Origin of the sequence: Streptomyces sp. NPDC056373 (genome assembly GCF_042262425.1) — a bacterium.
In the GTDB taxonomy this organism is placed as follows: Bacteria; Actinomycetota; Actinomycetes; order Streptomycetales; family Streptomycetaceae; genus Streptomyces.
In genome coordinates, this window is sequence record NZ_JBHJPX010000007.1 from 183838 (window position 1) to 202863 (window position 19026).

Here is a 19026-nt window from a genome sequence, read left to right on the forward strand (position 1 = left end):
GGGCTGATGAGCGTGTCGGAGACGTGTGGGACACCAGGAGCCTTCTTTCCTGATGGTGCGTAAATATGACCACAACGCCCACAGTGGGGTGAATGCATGCTCACGCGCAGTCGACAGATCGCCCTGGCCCTGACCGTCGTCCTGGCCGCAGGCGCCGCCTGCCAGGCCCGCGGCCACGACGAGTCCCACCGCGGACGCCCGGCACCGGCCGCCGGGGGACGCGGGTTCACACTGGTCGCCTCCGGTGACGTCCTCCCGCACACCACGATCATCGACCGGGCCCGCTTCGACGCCGGCGGCACCGGCTACGACTTCCGCCCGATGCTCGCCGGGATCCGCTCCGTCGTCTCCCGCGCCGACATCGCCCTGTGCCACATGGAGACCGTCTACGGCGCGAACGGCGTCTACACCGGCTACCCCACCTTCAAGTCCCCGCCCGAGGTGGCCCGGGCCCTGGCCGAAACCGGCTACGACGGCTGCTCCACCGCCTCCAACCACACCCTGGACGACGGCGCGGACGGTATCCACCGCACCCTCGACGCCCTCGACCGGGCGGGCGTCCGGCACGCGGGCTCGGCACGCACCGAGGAGGAGGCCCGCACGGTGACGGTCCTCGAGGCGGGCCCGGCCAAGGTCGCCCACCTCGCCTACACCTACGACACCAACGGCCTGCCGTTCCCGGACGGGCAGCCCTGGGCCGTCAACCTCACCGACGAGGCGAGGATCGTCGAGGACGCCCGGGCCGCGCGCCGGGCCGGCGCCGACGTGGTCGTGGTCTCGCTGCACTGGGGCACCGAATGGCAGGACGCCCCCGACGACCGGCAGCTGACCCTGGCCGGGAGCCTCACCGCCTCGCGCACCGGTGGCCGCCCCGACATCGACCTGATCCTCGGTACCCACGCGCACGTCCCGCAGGCCTACGAGAAGGTCAACGGCACCTGGGTGATCTACGGCATGGGCGACCAGATCGCCGGCGAGATGACCAACCACCAGGGCGCCAAGGATCCGCGCGGCAACCAGTCCACCCTCGGCCGCTTCACCTTCGCCCCGCCCGCACGGCCGGGAGAGCGCTGGAAGGTGACGAAGGCGGAGTTCGTCCCCCAGCTCTTCGACGTCGACGCCGGCCGGGTCGTGAACCTCAACCGGGCACTCGCCCAGGGCGCCGACGTCCGAGCCGTCCGCGACCGCATCCGCGACGTCGTCCTCAGCCGGGGCGCGGCCGAGGACGGACTGGTGATGGGGGAGTAGCGGGCCGACGTCACGGGTGCCGAAGCTGGCCGGCGTCATGGGTGCCGAAGCGGGCCGGCGTCGCGGGTGCCGCAGCGCCTACGGCACCACCGTCACCGGCCACCGCCCCGCCTTCACCAGGCGTATCGCCACCGAGCCGACGATACGGTGGCCCGCCTGCTCCGAGGCACCCACGACCACCGCGTCCGCCTTGAGTTCGTCGGCGGCCGTCACGAGGCCGTTGTACGGGTCGCCGCGGAACGTGTGGAACTCCCAGCGGACCTCGAAGGCCCCCTTGAGCCGCTCGGCCGCGTCCCGGATCTGCGCCACCAGGTCCTCGGCGATCTCGTCCGTCGTCCCGGCCACCGGCGCCCCCAGCGCCGCACCCGCCGCCAGCACGGGCTGCACGTACACCACGGCGAGCAGCGCGTGCTGCCGCCGGGCCAGGCCGGCCGCGTAGGCCGCGGCCCGCAAGGAGGAGTCGGAGCCGTCCACCCCGGCCACGATCACCTTCGGCCCGTCCGTGCCCCGCTCGAACTGATGGGAGTGCTGTTCCGTCACAGCCGCGAGGCTATCGGAACCCCCAGGTCCGGCTGCCGGGCGGGACGGGGACCGGCGGGGCGACGCCACGGGCCTCCTGTGCCGCACGGGGCGCGAGCGCTCGACGGGCGAGGAGGCGCCGGTGTTCCTAGAGTCGAAAGCATGAGCGTCAGCGCGGACACCGGGACGGCCGAGGACACCTCAGGAGCGATACGGCCGCCCCACCGGGCGCACGGCTTCCTGAGCCGGGTACCCCAGGGCTTCGCGGTCTTCTTCGGCGCCCTCGGTCTGCTCTGCGCCCTGCTGGCGCTGATCCCGCCGCTGCGCACCGGGCTGCGCCCCCTGGTCCACTTCCTGGACCGGCTGCTCGTCCCGGTCAGCGCCAACCTCGCCTACGCGGTCTTCCTGTTCCTGCTCGCCGCCGCGACCGGCGCCCGCAAGAAGATCGCCTGGTGGCTGGTCGTCGTCTACCTGGGCCTGCTGGTCCTCACCGACGTCCTCGGCATGGCCGTCGGCGAGTTCGCCGAGTCCGTCCCCTCCTTCGTGGTGTGCGGCCTCGCCCTGATCCTGCTGATCTACTCCCGCGAGGAGTTCTACGCCGCCTCCCGCCGCGCCGCCGTACGCCGGGCCCTGGCCGTCCTGGTGGCCGGTCTGGTCGTGGCCATCCTGGTCGGCTGGGCCCTGGTCGAGGCCTTCCCGGGCAGTCTGCCGCGTGGCGAGCGGCTCGCCTGGGCCGCGAACCGGGTCTGCGGCGGCCTGGTGCCCGCCGGCTCCTTCGACGGACGCCCGCCGCACGCCCTGTATTTCCTGCTCGGCCTGTTCGGCGCACTCGTCCTGCTGAACGCCGCCGCCACCCTCTTCCGCTCCCAGCGCCTGGAAGCCGCTCTGCACGACGACGAGGAGGCGCGGATCCGCGCCCTCCTCGGCCGCTACGGAGACCAGGACTCCCTCGGCTACTTCGCCACCCGCCGCGACAAGGCCGCCGTCTTCTCGCCCAGCGGCAAGGCCGCCGTCACCTACCGCGTCGAGGCCGGGGTGTGCCTGGCCAGCGGTGACCCGGTGGGCGACCGCGAGGCCTGGCCGCACGCGATCGCCGCCTGGCAGGAGGTGGCCCGCCGCTACGCCTGGGTCCCCGCCGTGATGGGCGCCTCCGAGGAGGGCGCCCGGGCCTTCGTCCGCGCCGGGCTCGGCGCCCTCCAGCTCGGCGACGAGGCCATCCTGCACGTCCTCGGCTTCGACCTGGACGGCCGCGACATGCGCGTCACCCGCCAGGCCGTCAACCGGGTCCGCCGCACCGGGGTCACCTGCCGCGTCCGCCGCCACTCCACACTCGGCGACGACGAGATGCGCCGGCTCGTGGAGCGCGCCGACGCCTGGCGCGACACCGAGACCGAACGCGGCTTCTCCATGGCCCTGGACCGTCTCGGCGACCCGGCAGACGGCGACTGCCTCCTCGCCGAGGCCCTCGACCAGGACGGCCGGCTCCTCGCCATCCAGTCCTTCGTGCCCTGGGGCAAGGACGGCGTCTCCCTGGACCTGATGCGCCGTGACCGCACCGCTCCCAACGGCGTCATGGAGTTCATGGTCGCCGAACTGTGCGCCGCCGCACCGAAGCTGGGCGTGCGCAAGGTCTCGCTGAACTTCGCGGTGTTCCGCTCCGTCTTCGAGGAGGGCGCCCGCATCGGCGCCGGCCCGGTGCTCCGCCTCTGGCGCCGCCTGCTGCTGTTCTTCTCCAAGTGGTGGCAACTGGAGGCCCTGTACCGTTCCAACGCCAAGTACCGCCCCGAGTGGTACCCGCGCTTCCTCTGCTACGCCGAGGCCGCCTCCCTCGCCCGGGTCGGCCTCGCCTCCGGCATCGCCGAGGGCTTCGTCTCCGTACCGTCGATGCGCACGTTGTGGGGCAGGGGAAAAGGGCACCCGAGGGGCGGGCAGCGGCCCGCCACCACGGAGGGGCTGCCGTCGTTGGCGGCGCTCGGCCTCGCCGGAGGGGACGGGACCGAGCCCGCCGACCCCCTCTCCGGCCTGTCCGACCAGGTCCGCGTCCGCCACCGCAAACTCGAACGGCTGCGCGCCGACGGCACCGACCCCTACCCGGTGGGCGTCCCGGCCCGCACCCACACCCTCGCCGAGGTCCCGCGGGGCGAGGAGGTCACCGTCGCCGGCCGGATCATGCTGGTCCGCGACTTCGGCGGCATCGTCTTCGCCGTCCTGCGCGACTGGTCCGGCGACCACCAGCTCGCCCTGACCCGCGACCGCTCCGGCCCCGCCCTGGACCGCTTCACCGCCGACACCGACATCGGCGACCACATCACCGCCACCGGACACGCCGGCGTCAGCGACAAGGGCGAACCGACCGTCTTCGTCACCTCCTGGCAGCTCACCGGCAAGTGCCTGCGCCCGCTGCCCGACAAGCGCCGCGGCCTGGCCGACCCCGAGGCCAAGGTCCGCATGCGCTACCTCGACCTGGCCGCCAGCCCCGCCGCCCGTGACGTGGTCCGCGCCCGCTCCACCGCCGTCCAGGCCGTGCGTCAGGGCCTGCTGGCACGCGGCTACCTGGAGGTCGAGACGCCGGTGCTCCAGCAGATCCACGGCGGCGCCAACGCCCGGCCCTTCACCACCCACATCAACGCCTACGATCTCGACCTCTACCTGCGCATCGCCCCCGAGCTGTACCTCAAGCGGCTGTGCGTGGGCGGCGTGGAGAAGGTCTTCGAGATGGGCCGTACCTTCCGCAACGAGGGCACGGACTACAAGCACAACCCCGAGTTCACGATCCTGGAGGCCTACCAGGCGTACGCCGACTACGACGTGATGCTCGACCTCGTGCGCGAACTGATCCAGGGCGCCGCCACCGCCGCCTTCGGCAGGCCCGTCGCCCGCAAGGACGGCAAGGAGTACGACATCTCCGGGCAGTGGCCCGTCAAGACCGTCTACGGGGCGATCAGCGAGGCCCTCGGCGAAGAGGTCCGTCCCGGCACCGGCATCGACACGCTCAAACGGCTGTGCGACGGTGCCGGCGTGCCCTACGTCGCCGACGACGGCCACGGCGACATCGTCCTGGAGATGTACGAGCGGCTGGTGGAGGAGCGGACCGGGCTGCCCACCTTCTACAAGGACTTCCCGACCGACGTCTCCCCGCTCACCCGGCAGCACCGCACCGACCCGCGCCTCGCCGAACGCTGGGACCTCGTCGCGTTCGGCACCGAACTGGGCACCGCCTACTCGGAGCTCACCGACCCCGTCGAGCAGCGCCGCCGCCTCACCGCCCAGTCCCTGCTCGCCGCCGGGGGCGATCCCGAGGCGATGGAACTCGACGAGGACTTCCTCGACGCCCTCGAATACGCCATGCCCCCCACCGGCGGCCTCGGCATCGGCGTCGACCGGCTGGTCATGTTCCTCACCGGACTCACCATCCGCGAGACCCTGCCCTTCCCGCTGGTGCGCAGCCGCTGATCCGAACGGGTGGGCCGAACGGGTGAATGTGTGCCGCCGCACCGGTGTTGCTCGTGTGCGTCGGCCTTCCGCCGGGCGACTCATGAGTCATGAAGAAGGATCAGTTGCCGACCCGGCTGTTCACCAGGCGCCACGCCTTGATCGCGGGCGCCGGCGCCGTGGGAGCGGCCGCGACGGCCGGAGTGGTCACGGCTGTCACCGGGGACGGACCCGGCACCTCGACCGCCGCCGCGGGCCCCCAGGCCCGCCGCCTCGTCAAGTCCTCGGCGTACCGGCTGCAGCCCCTGACCGGCTACGGCCCCCCGCGCGCCGCACCCCGCCGGACCCTGGTGCACCGCGAGGCGCCGCTGCGTGTGTCCGGCCGTGGCCGCACCATGGTGCTCACCTTCGACGACGGCCCCGATCCCCGCTACACCCCGCACATCCTGGACACCCTGGCCGAGTACGACGTGCGGGCGATGTTCTTCGTGTGCGGCGAGATGGTCGCCGGTGGCAGGAACCTGCTGGCCCGGATGGCCGACGAGGGCCATGTCGTGGGGAACCACACCTGGTCCCACCCCCTGCTCACCCGTCTCACCCGACGGCAGATCCGCTCCGAGATGGAACGCACCAGCGACGCCATCGAGGATGCCTACGGTGAGCGCCCCGAGTGGTTCCGCGCGCCCTACGGCGCCTGGAACCGCACCGCCTTCCGGCTCGGCGCCGAACTCGGCATGGAACCCCTCGGCTGGACGGTCGACACCCTCGACTGGACCACCCCCGGGGTCCGGTCCATCGCGAACCGGGTCGAGCGCGGCGCCGCACCCGGCGTCGTGGTGCTCTCGCACGACGCCGGCGGCGACCGCTCGCAGAGTGTGCGGGCCCTGCGGCGCTATCTGCCGGAACTGCTGGACTCCGGCTACCACGTCACCGTGCCCCGGCGGAGCTACGCGTAAGGGGTTCCTCCGGGCTTTCGCCCGCCGTGCCGCGTGCGCTCAGCGCACCGCGACCAGGCGGGCGAAGGCGACGACATTGCCCGCGTAGCCCTCCTGCTTGGAGAAGCCGCCCCCGCAGGTGATGACCCGCAGCTCCGGCGCGCCCTTGGAGGCGTACACACGGTCGCCGGGGAAGTTGTTCTTCTCGAACACCTCGACGCCGTAGATCTCGAACTCGGCGGTCTTTCCGTCCTGCCGGGCGACCTCGACGCGATGTCCCTGCCGCAGGGCTCCGAGGCCGTAGAACACGGCGGGACCCTGCTGGTTGTCGACATGGCCGACCACGATCGCGGTGCCCTTCTCGCCGGGGGTGACGGCACCGGTGAACCAGCCGGCCAGGTTGGGGTCCTCCGGCGGCGGTGCGCCGACCCAGCCGTCCGCGTCCAGGCCCACGGGGACGATCGGCGCGTCGACCTGGATGGCCGGGATCCTGACCCGGTCGGGGAGGGCGTAGGGCAAGGGCCGGACGCTTCCCGCGAAGGTGCCGCCGGGCACCCTGCTGTCCGCCGCGGCCGCACTCGCCGGCTGTGGCGGGCCCTCGTCGAACTCTCCCGAACCGTTCCGGATGAGAGCGAGGCCGGTCAGCAGGACCAGCGCTATCACGCCCCACGGGGCGCGCTTCCTGGGCCGCGCCTCCTCTTCCGCCTGGGCCAGCTCGGACGCAGACATTCGCCATCCCCTCTCGACGCGGCCGTCGCCGTGTCCATCGCGCATAGCGACACGCTAAGTGGCGTGCGGCGAACCGGCGACGGGGCGGCGGCGAACGGGTGGCCGGGGACCGCGAGGGGCGGTGCGGGGACATGAGGTGAGCCATCCGAGTTGCCGCCGCGAGGAAATTTCTGACGGTCTGTGACCTGCGGCGATATCCGAATGGACGCCACAGCCGCAGCGCCTTCTCTCACCGGTACGGACCATTCCCGAAATGCGGCTTGCGGCACGGCAACTGACTGTCTTTCTGGGAGGCGCTTTCTCGCCGATCGACCGGGGACGGGTCCCGGGGCGTCTTCCGCGGAGGTTCACATGCGTAACACTCGTGCCCTGGCGGTCGCCGGCGCAGCGGTCGCCGCCCTCGGCCTCTCCGCCCCCGCGGCCGTCGCGTGGGACACGCCGAGCAACATCACCGCCCTGCCCAGCGTGATCGCCCCTGGCGGCCAGCTGACCATCACGGTCGACGGCTGCCGGGGCGGCGGCACGGCGACGTCCAACGCGTTCTCGCCGACGCGGCTCTCGCCGGTCAGCGGCGGCAAGGGCAACGAAGGCGACCGGGGCGGCGCCGGCAACGGGACCGCGCGGGGCACCGCCACCATCAACAGCAACGCCCGCCCCGGCTCGTACGACATCACGGTCGACTGCAACGGCAGGCGGATGACCAAGCCGCAGGCCTTCACCGTCATCGGCGGTGTCCGCGGCGGCATCGGCGGCAGCAGCACCACCGGTGCGACGCCGGCCGACATGGCCATCGGCGGCGGTCTCGTGGCCGCGGCGGTGGTCGGCGGCGGTGTGTTCTGGATGCGCCGCCGGGCCGAGCGGCGCATCTGACACGGGGCATCGCCTGCTCGACGAGTCGCCACCTCGCACGTGAACGCGTTTCGCCCCGGCTCCCCTTGTTGATGAGGGGGAGCCGGGGCGAAGGCCTGCAATGTGTCAGCCGGCGTCCCCGTCGGTGCGGCGGCGCGAGAAGTGGTAGGCGACGCCGAGCGACCCGGTGATCAGAGCGGCGCCCAGACCGACCTTCTTGAGGTCGAACCCGGCCAGGGTGCCGCCCTCACCGGCGTGCACCCCCTTGTCGGGGTGGCGCGTCGGGTGACGGGTGGGGTGGTGCGGCGGCCGGGCACCCGCGATCGTCAGGCGCGCGATGCCGATCGACCTGTCGCACTCGAACTCGACCTCGTAGACGGCGCCGGGCCTGGTGTCCCAGTCGACGACCACCGTCGTCCAGGACTCGTCCCGCGGGATGGTGACCCGGTCGAAGGCGGGAGAGTCGACCGTCGCCTCCCCCCGGCATGCCCGGTTGCGCGTGACGTGCAGGGTCACCTCGCCCCCCGCTCTCACGGTGGAGGGCAGGATGTTGAAGCCGAAGTCGGTCCGGACCGCCGCGTCGGCGGCGGGCACGCAGGAGGTGAGGGCGCCGGCACCCAGCAGTACGGCCGAGGCGAGACATATCGCGCGCATGGAATCCTCCGGGTCCCCGAGGAGCAGCCGCGGACCTGTTCCGCGCACGTCACACATGCACCTCGATGCCCGAAACGCTAAGAAGAGGCGTGCGACGGCGCGATCGCAGTAGCGCGAATGGGGCATGGATGTGCGCCGCCCGGGGGAACGGCACCCAGGCGGCCGGGGGACGGCGACGGTGTGTCGCGCATCCCCCGGCCGGGATCCGTGCTGTGCGGCGCCGTCAGTCCCCGACGCCCGGGAAGAGGTTCAGGAACGGGTCCGCCGAGGCGGTCACGCCCCTGCTGTACGGCGAGTCGAAGTCCCAGATCAGGAACAGCAGGAAGGCGATCAGCGCCGAGAACAGCCCGGCGAGGACCAGTTCGCGGGTCGTTCTGCGGATCTGCAGCGCGAAGATCATCCCGATGGTGATGACGGCCCCGGCGATCAGCCCGAACCACACCACCCCCGGCATGGTCTCCCCGGTCGACTCCGCCCTGGCGATCCGGGCCTGGTTCGCCGCCGTCACCTGGTCCAGCAGCGGCTGGTAGGCCTGGGCCTCGAAGTCCGTCGCCGGTTCGTAGTCGGTGACGTCCTGGCGGATCCGTTCGAACAGCTCGGCGCCGCGCGGGGTGACCTCGCCCTTGTCGGCCATGGTGTCCCACTCGGTGGTCACGACATGACTCACGTACGTCCGGATGTCGTCCCGGATGCGGTCGCGTTCCGCGGCCGGATAGACCCGCACCCGCTCCGAGATCTCGTGCAGTGCGGTCGCCTCGGCCTGGACGTGGTCCTGCGCGGCGCTGCGTCCCTCCCAGACACCGGCGATCGCCAGGCCCAGGACGATGGCGTAGACCACGCCGATCCACATCGTCATGTACTCGATGACGTCAGGGGTCTCACTGGGGTCCTCGTCCTCGCGGGCCGCGCGGTGGCGTACGAAGGTGATGATGACCACCACGGCACAGGCGGCCAGCATCGCGAGGGTGAGAACAAGCCATTCCGGCAAGAGGTACCTCCTGGGCTTCAGGGATCAGCGCGCGCGCAGCGCGGCGACGGCCACCACCGCGGGCACCGTGACGAGCAGGACGAAGGTGAGCGGCGACAGCGTGCCGTCGGCCCTCCGTGGCCGCGGGGGCGCGGCGCGGTAGCGCGGGTAGTGCACGGGCGTCGCGGACGGGCCGGGCGCGGGGGTGGCCGGCGGCGCCGGCGGCGGGGGAGCGGGCTCCGGTGCGGGGGGCGGGGGCGCCGGAGGTACGGGCCTGGGGGCCTGCCGCGGCGGGGGTGGTGCCGGGCGTGGCGTGGGCGGTGCCGGTGCCGGCGGCTCGGGCCTGACCGTGGGGGTCGGCTCGGGGGGCGGGGGCTTCGGTGGGGGCGGAGGCTCCGGCCTCGGCTTCGGCGGTGGGGTCGGCTCCGGGGGCGGCGGCGTCGGGGTCGGAGTCGGGGAGGGGGTCGGCGTGGGTGTCGGGCACGGCCACGTCTTCTTGCTGCCGGCGTACGCCACCGCCTCGGTGCCGTCCGGCCCCGTCGAGGCGTACGCGCAGGCGTCGGCCACCGCGACCCCGGCCGGTGCGCCGACGAGCGCCCAGGTCAGCGTCGCCGCCGCCAAGGCCCGTGCCGCAAGGGCGGGTTGAGTCGAAAGGGGTCCATGCACGACGAAGATCATGAGCCCTGTGCCGCCCGGATGGGCCGGAGTGCAAGGGGATTGCCCCGAAAGAGGGATATCCGGGCATCAAGGGTTTGATCTGCGGTCGCCCGCAGGGAGTCCGAGGTGGACGTGTGTACGACGACTCGAGACGCTCGCCGCAGGTTCCGGAAAGAAATTTGGCCGACGGTTGAACACGATCGCCGTCCCCATCCGTACTCATGACCGTGCGGCGGCGCAGCAGGGCGCTGCAACACCCTTGCGATTATGGGGAGTTGACGATGAAGACCTCCTGGCGGAGCGCCTCACTCGTGGCGAGCGCCGCGGCGGTCCTGGCGCTGACGACGGCGTGCGGTCAGGACAGCCCACCGGCGGCCAGCCAGAACGTGGGCGCCACGGCCGCGCCCGGGGACTACGGGAACATCGGCTCGGGCACCGCGGGCGCGGCGGGCGGCGCCGCGCCGAGCCAGCCGGCGGCACCGAGCGCCTCCAGCCCGTCCAGCCCCGCGGGCAAGCTGTCCGTCTCCACCGCCGAGAAGGTCGGCAAGGTGGTCACCGACAGTCTCGGCCTCACCCTGTACCGGTTCGACCAGGACACCGAGCAGCCCCCCAAGTCGAACTGCGACGGTGACTGCGCCAAGACCTGGCCGCCGGTTCCGGCCGACGACGCCGAGGCCGGCGAGGGCATCGACAAGGCGCTGCTCGGCTCGGTCACCCGGGCCGACGGCACCAAGCAGCTCACGGTCGGCGGCTGGCCCGCCTACCGCTACGCCAAGGACGTCAACGCCGGTGACGTCAAGGGCCAGGGTGTGGGCGGCAAGTGGTACGCGCTCGCCCCCGACGGCAAGAAGGCGCAGGGGGGTGCCGGGGCCGGTGCGGAGGGCGGCGGCGAAGCCGTCCAGGCCGGACTGTCCACGCGCAAGGACCCCAAGCTCGGCGAGATCGTCGTCGACAAGAACGGCATGACCGTCTACCGGTTCAAGAAGGACGAGGCCTGGCCCAAGCCGGTCTCCAACTGCGCCGGTGCGTGCCTGGAGAAGTGGCCGCTCGTGGAGCCCGTCGACTTCGCCGACACCAAGGGCATCCAGAAGAAGGGCTACATGACCTTCGACCGGACCGACGGCAAGGGCAAGCAGCAGACGATCAACTGCTCGCCCATCTACACCTTCGCCGGCGACAAGGCCCCCGGCGACACCAACGGCCAGGGTGTGGGCGGCACCTGGTACGCCGTCAGGCCCGACGGAAAGCTGGTCGGCGCCTCGGAGTAGCAGGGAAACCTCCCCAGGGTTGATCATCTCGTCCACCCGAAGCGCAGACCCGGTCCACCCCTCCGTGACCCACGGAGGGGTGGACCGTTTTGCCGTGCTTCACCGGAACCCGTCGAATTCCTGACACTCTTCCCTCCCGGACCGGAACTCTCCGGAATGCCCCGAACACTGTTCGTCATATGTTCGAAGGGCATGCGCAGGGGTATCAATTCGGCACGTGCCGCAGGCAGTGACCGGGAACGGATGGTCAATTTCCGTTTCGGGTCGCTCCATTGGCGGGCGATCAGTAGCCTCTGCTCGAACACCGGATCGCCTACGCCTTGGAGAGATAGATGGAGCGTCCCGCCTGGGCCCCACGGAGCATCGACATCTCGGTGCCCAGTGTTTCCCGGATGTACGACTACTACCTGGGCGGATCGCACAACTTCGAGGTCGACCGGGAAGCGGCCCGCAGGGCCATGGAGTTCATGCCGGGACTCCCCAAGATCATGCAGGCGAACCGCGCTTTCCTGCGCCGCGCCGTTCGCTACGCGGCCGACCAGGGCATCTCCCAGTTCCTCGACATCGGCTCCGGCATCCCCACCTTCGGCAATGTGCACGAGGAGGCGCAGGCCGCCCGTCCCGGTGCCCGCGTGGTGTACGTCGACCACGACCCGGTGGCCGTGGCGCACAGCCAGGCGGTCCTGGAGGGCAACGAGGACACGGGGGTCGTCGCCGCGGACCTGCGCAAGCCCCAGGAGATCCTGCGCAGCCCCGAGGTGGAGCGGCTGATCGACCTGAATCAGCCAGTGGCGCTGCTCCTCGTTGCCATACTGCACTTCGTGGAAGACGAGGACGACCCGTACGGGGCCGTGGCCGAACTGGGCGAGGCGCTCGCGCCGGGCAGCCTGCTCGTGCTCACCCACGCCTCCTACGAGGGGGTCCCGCTGCCGCCGGAGCGGGCCGGGGGTGCGGTGGACGTGTACAGGGACATCCGCAACCCGCTGATCATGCGCTCGCGCGAGGAGATCGCGCGGTTCTTCGAGGGGTACGACATGGTGGAACCCGGACTGGTGGCGATGCCGCGCTGGCGGCCCGACGCCGCACCGGAGGACGAGGATCCGTATGCGTTCTCCGGGTTCGCGGGCGTGGGGCGTACGGCGTGACCGCGGAACCGGACGGGCCGGAGGACAGACTGCGCCGGTTCGCGACGATCTGGAGCCGGGCCGTCTTCCCGGTGACCTCGACGTCGTCGACCCGGACCGAGTTCGAGGCGCAACTGCTGCCCCAGGCGCGGCGGCTGAGCGAGGCACTGCTGGCCCGTACCTTCGACTCCGAGGCGGGCAGGGCGGTCGGAGCCGCCCTGGTGAACGCGCACTGCACCGACCCGGAGGCGCTCAGCCGCACCCTGGACTGCGTCGACGCCTACCTCGTCCTGTACTGCGGGGGTGACGGCGACCAGGAGGACCTGCGGGCCCGCTGTGCGCGGCTCCAGCACGCGATGGCGGCCGGTTTCGCCCGGGCGCTGCGCGAGCGGACGCTGGCCGAGCAGGAGGCCATCGCGCAGGCCGCCCTCCAGGCGCAGGGCGTGGTGGCGCAGGCCCTGCACGCGAGCGAGGCGCGTTTCCGCGCCGTGTTCGAGGGTGCGGCCATAGGAATCGGCATGGCCGACCTCGAGGGGAACATACTGCAGGTCAACGGCGCGCTGCTGCGCATGTTCGGGGTCTCCGAGCAGACGCTGCGCAGCCGCAACGTCCGGGAGTGGACCCACCCCGACGACGCTCCCCAGACCTGGCGGCTCTACGACGAACTCGTCCGCGGCGAGCGAGAGCACTACCACCTGGAGAAGGCGTTCTACCGCCCCGACGGAACGGTGCTGTGGACCAATCTGACGGTCTCCCTGCTGCGTGACGCCGACGGCGATCCGCAGTACCAGCTCGCCCTCATGGAGGACACCACGGAGCGGCGGCTGCTCAATCTGCGGCTGCGCTACGAGGCCACGCACGACGCGCTCACCGGCCTGCCGAACCGCACGTTCTTCTTCGAACGCCTGGAGAAGGCCCTGGGCGCCGGGGAAGGCCAGCGGTTCGGGCTGTGCTACCTGGACCTCGACGGTTTCAAGACCATCAACGACAGCCTCGGCCATGCGGCCGGCGACCGGCTGCTGGTGGAGGTCGCCGACCGGCTGCAGTCCTGCGCCACCGCGCCCGGCGAGATGGTCGCGCGGCTCGGCGGTGACGAGTTCGTGGCGCTGACCACCGGGCCCGACACCCAGCGGGACGTCGACGAGCTCGCCGGGCGCATCATGAACGCGCTGCTGGCGCCGATCAGTGTGGACGGCCGGGAGCTCACCGTGCGCGGCAGCATCGGCATCGTCGAGGGCCCGGCCGGGGAGCGCAGCCCGGCAGAGGTGCTGCGCAGCGCGGACATCACCATGTACCGGGCCAAGTCGGCGGGCGGCAACCGCTTCGAACTCGCCGACCCGGAGGCCGACGCCCGGGCCATCACGCGCCACGGGCTGACCACGGCGCTGCCGACGGCGCTGGAGCGGGGCGAGTTCTTCATCGAGTACCAGCCGCTGGTGCATCTCGGCGACGGCAGTGTCCGGGGCGCCGAGGCGCTGGTGCGCTGGCTGCACCCGCAGCACGGGGTGCTGGGGCCGGACCGGTTCATCCCGCTCGCCGAGCACACCGGCCTGATCGTGCCGCTGGGCCGGTGGGTGCTGGAGCAGTCGGTGCGCCAGGCACGCGAGTGGCGGGAACTGCAGGGCGGCGCCGAGACGGTGGGGCCGCTGCGGATCAACGTGAACCTGTCGCCGTGCCAGCTGACGCATCCCGGCCTGGTGCAGGACACGGTCGACATCCTGGAGCGCACCGGTGTCGAGCCGGACGCGCTGTGCCTGGAGGTCACGGAGTCGGCGCTGATCGGGGCGGACGACGACCTGCTCAAGCCGCTGCGGCGGCTGGCGGAGATGGGTGTCGACATCGCCCTGGACGACTTCGGCACCGGCTACTCCAACCTCGCCAACCTGCGCCGGCTGCCGGTCAGCATCCTGAAGCTGGACCGGTCCTTCACTCAGAGCATGCAGCAGTTCCCCGCGGACCCCGTCGACCTGAAGATCGTCGAGGGGATCGTCTCCCTGGCCCACAGCCTGGACCTGGCGGTGACCGTGGAAGGCGTGGAGACGGGAGCCCAGGCCGACCAACTGCGCATCCTCGGCTGTGACACGGCCCAGGGCTGGTACTACGCGAGGCCGGGCCCGCCGGAGCGGCTGCACCAGCTGGCCCTGGTCGATGCGACAGGCTAGGAGGTAACGCCCCAGGGGCGCGGGGAACTGCGCGAACCGCCACGACGGTTCCGCACCCCCCGCACGGCGTTCACCACCGTGGCGCTCCTGGGCGAGACCGCCTCACCGCTCCAGCAGCATCCGCTGCAACTCCCGAGCGGCCCGGGGCGGAGCCACATCGCTGCGGTGGGCCAGCGCGATCGTCCGGTGCAGGCCGGGCCGGGCCAGCGGCGTCACCCGCAGTCCGCTGCCCGGCCTCGCCGCGACCATCCTGGGCACCACGGCGACGCCCAGCCCGGCTCGCACAAAGCCCAGCACCGCGTCCATCTCCCCGCCCTCGACGGCGAAGTCGGGTTCGAACCCCTCGGCCCGGCACGCCGCCACGGTCAGCTCGCGCAGGTCGTAGCCGTGCCGGAACATCACCAGCCGCTCACTCTCGAGGTCGCAGACCCGGACGGCACGCCGTCCCTGCCCAGGTCTCGGCGCGTCCGGGGAGGAGACCACGACCAGGTCCTCCCGCAGCAGCTCCACCGTGGTCAGCGCCGGTGACGGCGTCGGCAGCGGAAGCACCACCAGCGCGAGATCCAGCGCCCCGCGCGCGAGCTCCCGCACCAGGTCGTGCGATCCGCCCTCCTCGATCAGCAGCCGGACCCCCGGGTAGCGGTCGTGGAAGGCCCGCAGCACGTCCGGCAGCAGGCCCGTGCACACACTCGGCGTGGCTCCCAGCCGCACCCGGCCGCTGCGCAGCTGCACCAGTTCCTGCACCTCGTGCCGGGCCGTGTCCGCGTCGGCCAGGATGCGGCGGGCCAGCGGCAGGAGCGCCTCCCCGGCGTCCGTGAGCGTGATGTTGCCCCGGGCGCGCAGGAACAGGTCCGCGCCCAGCTCCCGCTCCAGCGACTTGATCTGCTGCGACAGCGAGGGCTGGGCGACGTGCACCAGATCGGCGGCCCGGGTGAAGTGGCGGGTCTCCGCGACGGCCACGAAGTACTGGAGCTGCTGGAACTGCATACCCCCACGATAGCTCCAGCCTATGGAGTCAAGCCGGAGCATGTCTTGGACCGATCGCCCGCGGGTCCGTAGCGTGCTGTTCCATGGCTCTGGCAACGCGGACGGACCGGCGGCCGTCCTTCGCACGCACCGTGTGGGACTCCACCGTCGGCAAGAAGACCGTGATGGCGGTCAGCGGTCTGATCATGCTGCTGTACCTGGTCGTCCACATGATCGGAAACCTGAAGATCTTCTTCGGGGCGGGCGAGTTCAACCACTACGCCCACTGGCTGCGCACCGTCGGCGAACCGTTCATGCACTACGAGTGGACGCTCTGGCTCGTCCGGATCGTGCTGGTCGTCGCCGTCGTCGCCCATGCCACCTCGGCGTACCAGCTCAGCCGCCGCGACATCAGGGCCCGGCCGGGCAGGTACGTGCACAAGAAGGCCCGGGCGAGCTACGCGACGCGGACCATGCGCTGGGGCGGCGTCATCCTCGGCCTGTTCATCGTGTGGCACATCCTCGACCTGACCACCGGCACCGTGCACCCCGGCGGCTTTCAGGAGGGCCACCCGTACCAGAACGTCGTCGACACCTTCTCCACCTGGTACGGCAACGTCGTCTACATCGTCGCGATGCTCGCGCTCGGCCTGCACGTCCGGCACGGGTTCTGGAGCGCGGCCCAGACCCTCGGCGTCGGCAGCCGCACCCGTGACCGCGCCCTGAAGACCCTCGCGAACGTCCTCGCGCTGCTGCTCACGGCCGGCTTCATCGCCGTACCCGTGGCCGTCATGACCGGAGTGGTGAGCTGATGAATTCGTACGCCGACTACACGACCGGCGAACCGGTCGTCGACACCAAGGCCCCCACCGGGCCGGTCAACGAGCGGTGGGACACGCGCCGCTTCGAGGCCAAGCTGGTCAACCCCGCCAACCGGCGCAAGCACACGGTCATCGTGGTCGGCACCGGCCTCGCCGGCGGCTCCGCCGGTGCCACCCTGGCCGAACAGGGCTACCACGTCGTCCAGTTCTGCTACCAGGACTCGCCCCGCCGCGCCCACTCCATCGCCGCGCAGGGCGGCATCAACGCCGCGAAGAACTACCGCAACGACGGCGACTCCGTCCACCGCCTGTTCTACGACACCGTCAAGGGCGGCGACTTCCGGGCCCGCGAGTCCAACGTCCACCGGCTCGCGCAGATCTCCGTCGAGATCATCGACCAGTGCGTGGCCCAGGGTGTGCCCTTCGCCCGGGAGTACGGCGGACTGCTCGACACCCGCTCCTTCGGCGGCGTGCAGGTGTCGCGCACGTTCTACGCCCGCGGCCAGACGGGGCAGCAGCTCCTGCTCGGCGCCTACCAGGCCCTCAGCCGGCAGATCGCCGCCGGGAACGTCGAGATGCACCCGCGCACCGAGATGCTCGACCTGATCGTCGTCGACGGGCGGGCGCGCGGGATCGTCGCCCGGGACCTGGTCACGGGAAAGATCGGCACGTACTTCGCGGACGCGGTCGTCCTCGCCTCCGGCGGCTACGGCAACGTCTTCTACCTGTCGACGAACGCCATGAACTCCAACGCCACCGCGATCTGGCGGGCCCACCGGCGCGGCGCCCACTTCGCCAACCCCTGTTTCACCCAGATCCACCCCACCTGCATCCCGCGCACCGGCGACCACCAGTCCAAGCTGACGCTGATGAGCGAGTCGCTGCGCAACGACGGACGGATCTGGGTGCCGAAGGCGAAGGGCGACCGGCGGGCCCCGAACGAGATCCCCGAGGACGAGCGCGACTACTACCTGGAGCGCATCTACCCGTCCTTCGGCAACCTCGTCCCGCGCGACATCGCCTCCCGCGCCGCGAAGAACGTCTGCGACGAGGGCAGGGGAGTGGGGCCCGGCGGCCAGGGCGTGTACCTGGACTTCGCCGACGCCATCGAGCGGATGGGGCGCAAGGCCGTCGAGGCCAAGTACGGCAACCTCTTCGACATGTACCAGCGGATCACCGACGAGGATCCGTACGAGGTGCCGATGCGGATCTACCCCGCCGTGCACTACACGATGGGCGGCCTGTGGGTCGACTACGACCTCCAGACCACCGTCCCCGGCCTGTTCGCGATCGGCGAGGCCAACTTCTCCGACCACGGCGCCAACCGGCTCGGCGCCTCCGCGCTGATGCAGGGACTCGCTGACGGCTACTTCGTCCTCCCCTCCACCATCAACGACTACCTGGCCCGCAACCCGCACCACGAGGCGGTGACCGACGAACACCCCGTAGTCCAAGAGGTGCTGGCCGAGACCCAGGACCGGCTCAACCTGCTGCTGTCCGTCGACGGCGACCGCACCCCCGACTCCTTCCACCGCGAGGTCGGCGAACTCATGTGGGAGTTCTGCGGCATGGCCCGCACCGACTCCGGCCTGCGCAAGGCACTGGAGCGCATCCCGCAGATCCGTGAGGAGTTCTGGCGGCGCATCAAGGTGCCCGGCACCGGCGAGGAGTTCAACCAGTCGCTGGAGAAGGCCAACCGCATCGTCGACTACCTGGAGCTCGCCGAGCTGATGTGCCTCGACGCGCTGCACCGCGAGGAGTCCTGCGGCGGCCACTTCCGCGAGGAGTCCCAGACGCCCGACGGCGAGGCCGCCCGAAAGGACGAGGAGTACTCCTACGCCGCCGCCTGGGAGTTCACCGGCACCGGCGAGGCCCCCGTCCTGCACAGGGAAGACCTGGTCTTCGAGTACGTCCACCCCACCCAGCGGAGCTACGCATGAAGCTCACCCTGCGCGTCTGGCGGCAGAAGAACGCCGACGCCGACGGCACGATGTCCACGTACGAAGTGGACGGCATCTCGCCCGACATGTCGTTCCTGGAGATGCTCGACACGCTCAACGAGGAGCTCATCGTCAGGGGCGAGGACCCCGTCGCCTTCGACCACGACTGCCGCGAGGGCATCTGCGGCGCGTGTTCGCTCGTCATCAACGGCGATGCGCACGGGCCCGAGCGGACCACCACCTGTCAGCTGCACATGCGCTCCTTCGAGGACGGCGACACGATCGACGTCGAGCCGTGGCGGGCGTCCGCGTTCCCGGTGATCAAGGACCTGGTCGTGGACCGGTCGGCGTTCGACCGGATCATCCAGGCCGGCGGGTACATCACCGCGCCGACCGGGGCGGCCCCCGAGGCGCACGCCACGCCGGTGCCGAAGCCGGACGCCGACCTGGCCTTCGAGCACGCCGAGTGCATCGGGTGCGGGGCGTGTGTGGCGGCCTGCCCCAACGGGGCGGCGATGCTGTTCACGTCCGCCAAGATCAACCATCTCAACGTGCTGCCGCAGGGGGCGCCCGAGCGGGAGACGCGGGTGCTGGACATGGTGGAGCAGATGGACGAGGAGGGCTTCGGGGGGTGCACCCTGGCGGGCGAGTGCGCCACGGCCTGCCCGAAGGGCATCCCGTTGATGTCCATCACCAGCATGAACAAGGAGTGGTTGCGGGCCGCGCGGAAGGTGAAGCGGTAGCGCCGCCGCGGG

General features: G+C 71.6%; 17 protein-coding genes. 11 read left to right on the forward strand and 6 right to left on the reverse strand.

Going from position 1 to position 19026, the window contains the following annotated elements:
• Positions 1-96 precede the first annotated feature (96 nt).
• On the forward strand, positions 97-1248 hold the full coding sequence (locus ACFCXS_RS16610; RefSeq protein WP_376644041.1) for a CapA family protein: 1152 nt from the start codon (positions 97-99) through the stop codon (positions 1246-1248).
• A 78-nt stretch (positions 1249-1326) separates the two neighbouring features.
• On the opposite strand, the gene ACFCXS_RS16615 is transcribed toward ACFCXS_RS16610, so the two are convergent.
• Positions 1327-1788 carry a universal stress protein gene (locus tag ACFCXS_RS16615; protein WP_376644043.1) on the reverse strand — a complete coding sequence of 154 codons (462 nt, stop codon included), beginning with the start codon at positions 1786-1788 and terminating at the stop codon, positions 1327-1329.
• A gap of 141 nt (positions 1789-1929) precedes the next feature.
• Between ACFCXS_RS16615 and lysX the strand changes: the two genes are divergently transcribed.
• Both lysX and ACFCXS_RS16625 read left to right on the forward strand, forming a co-directional pair.
• Entirely contained in the window at positions 1930-5220 is a 3291-nt protein-coding gene (lysX, locus tag ACFCXS_RS16620; protein WP_376644045.1) for a bifunctional lysylphosphatidylglycerol synthetase/lysine--tRNA ligase LysX, read from the forward strand.
• Between the two features lie 89 nt (positions 5221-5309).
• On the forward strand, positions 5310-6155 hold the full coding sequence (locus ACFCXS_RS16625) for a polysaccharide deacetylase family protein (protein WP_376644047.1): 846 nt from the start codon (positions 5310-5312) through the stop codon (positions 6153-6155).
• Between the two features lie 39 nt (positions 6156-6194).
• Here the strand turns inward: ACFCXS_RS16625 and ACFCXS_RS16630 are convergent, their stop codons facing one another.
• Positions 6195-6863: a class F sortase gene (locus ACFCXS_RS16630; RefSeq protein WP_376644049.1), complete on the reverse strand. Its 669-nt coding sequence runs from the start codon at positions 6861-6863 to the stop codon at positions 6195-6197.
• Between the two features lie 351 nt (positions 6864-7214).
• On the opposite strand from ACFCXS_RS16630, the gene ACFCXS_RS16635 reads away from it, so the two are divergent.
• Complete coding sequence (locus tag ACFCXS_RS16635) at positions 7215-7733, forward strand: hypothetical protein (RefSeq protein WP_376644051.1); 519 nt, start codon at positions 7215-7217, stop codon at positions 7731-7733.
• 105 nt (positions 7734-7838) lie between these two features.
• On the opposite strand, the gene ACFCXS_RS16640 is transcribed toward ACFCXS_RS16635, so the two are convergent.
• The 3 genes from ACFCXS_RS16640 to ACFCXS_RS16650 form a co-directional block, all read right to left on the reverse strand.
• Positions 7839-8366, reverse strand: coding sequence for a hypothetical protein (locus ACFCXS_RS16640; RefSeq protein ID WP_376644053.1), 528 nt, complete (start codon positions 8364-8366; stop codon positions 7839-7841).
• A 223-nt stretch (positions 8367-8589) separates the two neighbouring features.
• Positions 8590-9324 carry a DUF4239 domain-containing protein gene (locus ACFCXS_RS16645; protein WP_376644249.1) on the reverse strand — a complete coding sequence of 245 codons (735 nt, stop codon included), beginning with the start codon at positions 9322-9324 and terminating at the stop codon, positions 8590-8592.
• Positions 9325-9378: 54 nt separating this feature from the next.
• On the reverse strand, positions 9379-9510 hold the full coding sequence (locus ACFCXS_RS16650; RefSeq protein WP_260419336.1) for a hypothetical protein: 132 nt from the start codon (positions 9508-9510) through the stop codon (positions 9379-9381).
• Between the two features lie 136 nt (positions 9511-9646).
• Between ACFCXS_RS16650 and ACFCXS_RS16655 the strand changes: the two genes are divergently transcribed.
• From ACFCXS_RS16655 to ACFCXS_RS16670, 4 genes are all read left to right on the forward strand, one after another.
• The gene (locus tag ACFCXS_RS16655; protein WP_376644055.1) at positions 9647-9979 is read left to right on the forward strand and encodes a hypothetical protein; all 333 of its coding nucleotides are present in this window, start codon (positions 9647-9649) and stop codon (positions 9977-9979) included.
• 292 nt (positions 9980-10271) lie between these two features.
• The gene (locus ACFCXS_RS16660) at positions 10272-11258 is read left to right on the forward strand and encodes an SCO0930 family lipoprotein (protein ID WP_376644056.1); all 987 of its coding nucleotides are present in this window, start codon (positions 10272-10274) and stop codon (positions 11256-11258) included.
• A 332-nt stretch (positions 11259-11590) separates the two neighbouring features.
• Complete coding sequence (locus ACFCXS_RS16665) at positions 11591-12403, forward strand: SAM-dependent methyltransferase (protein WP_376644057.1); 813 nt, start codon at positions 11591-11593, stop codon at positions 12401-12403.
• Positions 12400-14544: a putative bifunctional diguanylate cyclase/phosphodiesterase gene (locus tag ACFCXS_RS16670; RefSeq protein ID WP_376644058.1), complete on the forward strand. Its 2145-nt coding sequence runs from the start codon at positions 12400-12402 to the stop codon at positions 14542-14544. Before ACFCXS_RS16665 ends, ACFCXS_RS16670 begins: the two co-directional genes overlap by 4 nt.
• A gap of 102 nt (positions 14545-14646) precedes the next feature.
• Here ACFCXS_RS16670 and ACFCXS_RS16675 read toward each other — a convergent pair whose 3' ends face one another.
• Complete coding sequence (locus tag ACFCXS_RS16675; RefSeq protein ID WP_376644059.1) at positions 14647-15531, reverse strand: LysR family transcriptional regulator; 885 nt, start codon at positions 15529-15531, stop codon at positions 14647-14649.
• A gap of 83 nt (positions 15532-15614) precedes the next feature.
• Here ACFCXS_RS16675 and ACFCXS_RS16680 point away from each other — a divergent pair, with 83 nt between their 5' ends.
• From ACFCXS_RS16680 to ACFCXS_RS16690, 3 genes are read left to right on the forward strand one after another with little or no spacing between them, the layout of a single operon-like run.
• Positions 15615-16322, forward strand: coding sequence for a succinate dehydrogenase (locus tag ACFCXS_RS16680; protein WP_376644060.1), 708 nt, complete (start codon positions 15615-15617; stop codon positions 16320-16322).
• Positions 16322-18271, forward strand: a complete 1950-nt coding sequence (locus tag ACFCXS_RS16685) for a fumarate reductase/succinate dehydrogenase flavoprotein subunit (RefSeq protein WP_376644061.1) — start codon at positions 16322-16324, stop codon at positions 18269-18271. Before ACFCXS_RS16680 ends, ACFCXS_RS16685 begins: the two co-directional genes overlap by 1 nt.
• Positions 18268-19014 carry a succinate dehydrogenase/fumarate reductase iron-sulfur subunit gene (locus ACFCXS_RS16690; RefSeq protein WP_376644062.1) on the forward strand — a complete coding sequence of 249 codons (747 nt, stop codon included), beginning with the start codon at positions 18268-18270 and terminating at the stop codon, positions 19012-19014. The genes ACFCXS_RS16685 and ACFCXS_RS16690 overlap by 4 nt, the downstream gene beginning before the upstream one ends.
• The last annotated feature ends 12 nt before the right edge of the window (positions 19015-19026 follow it).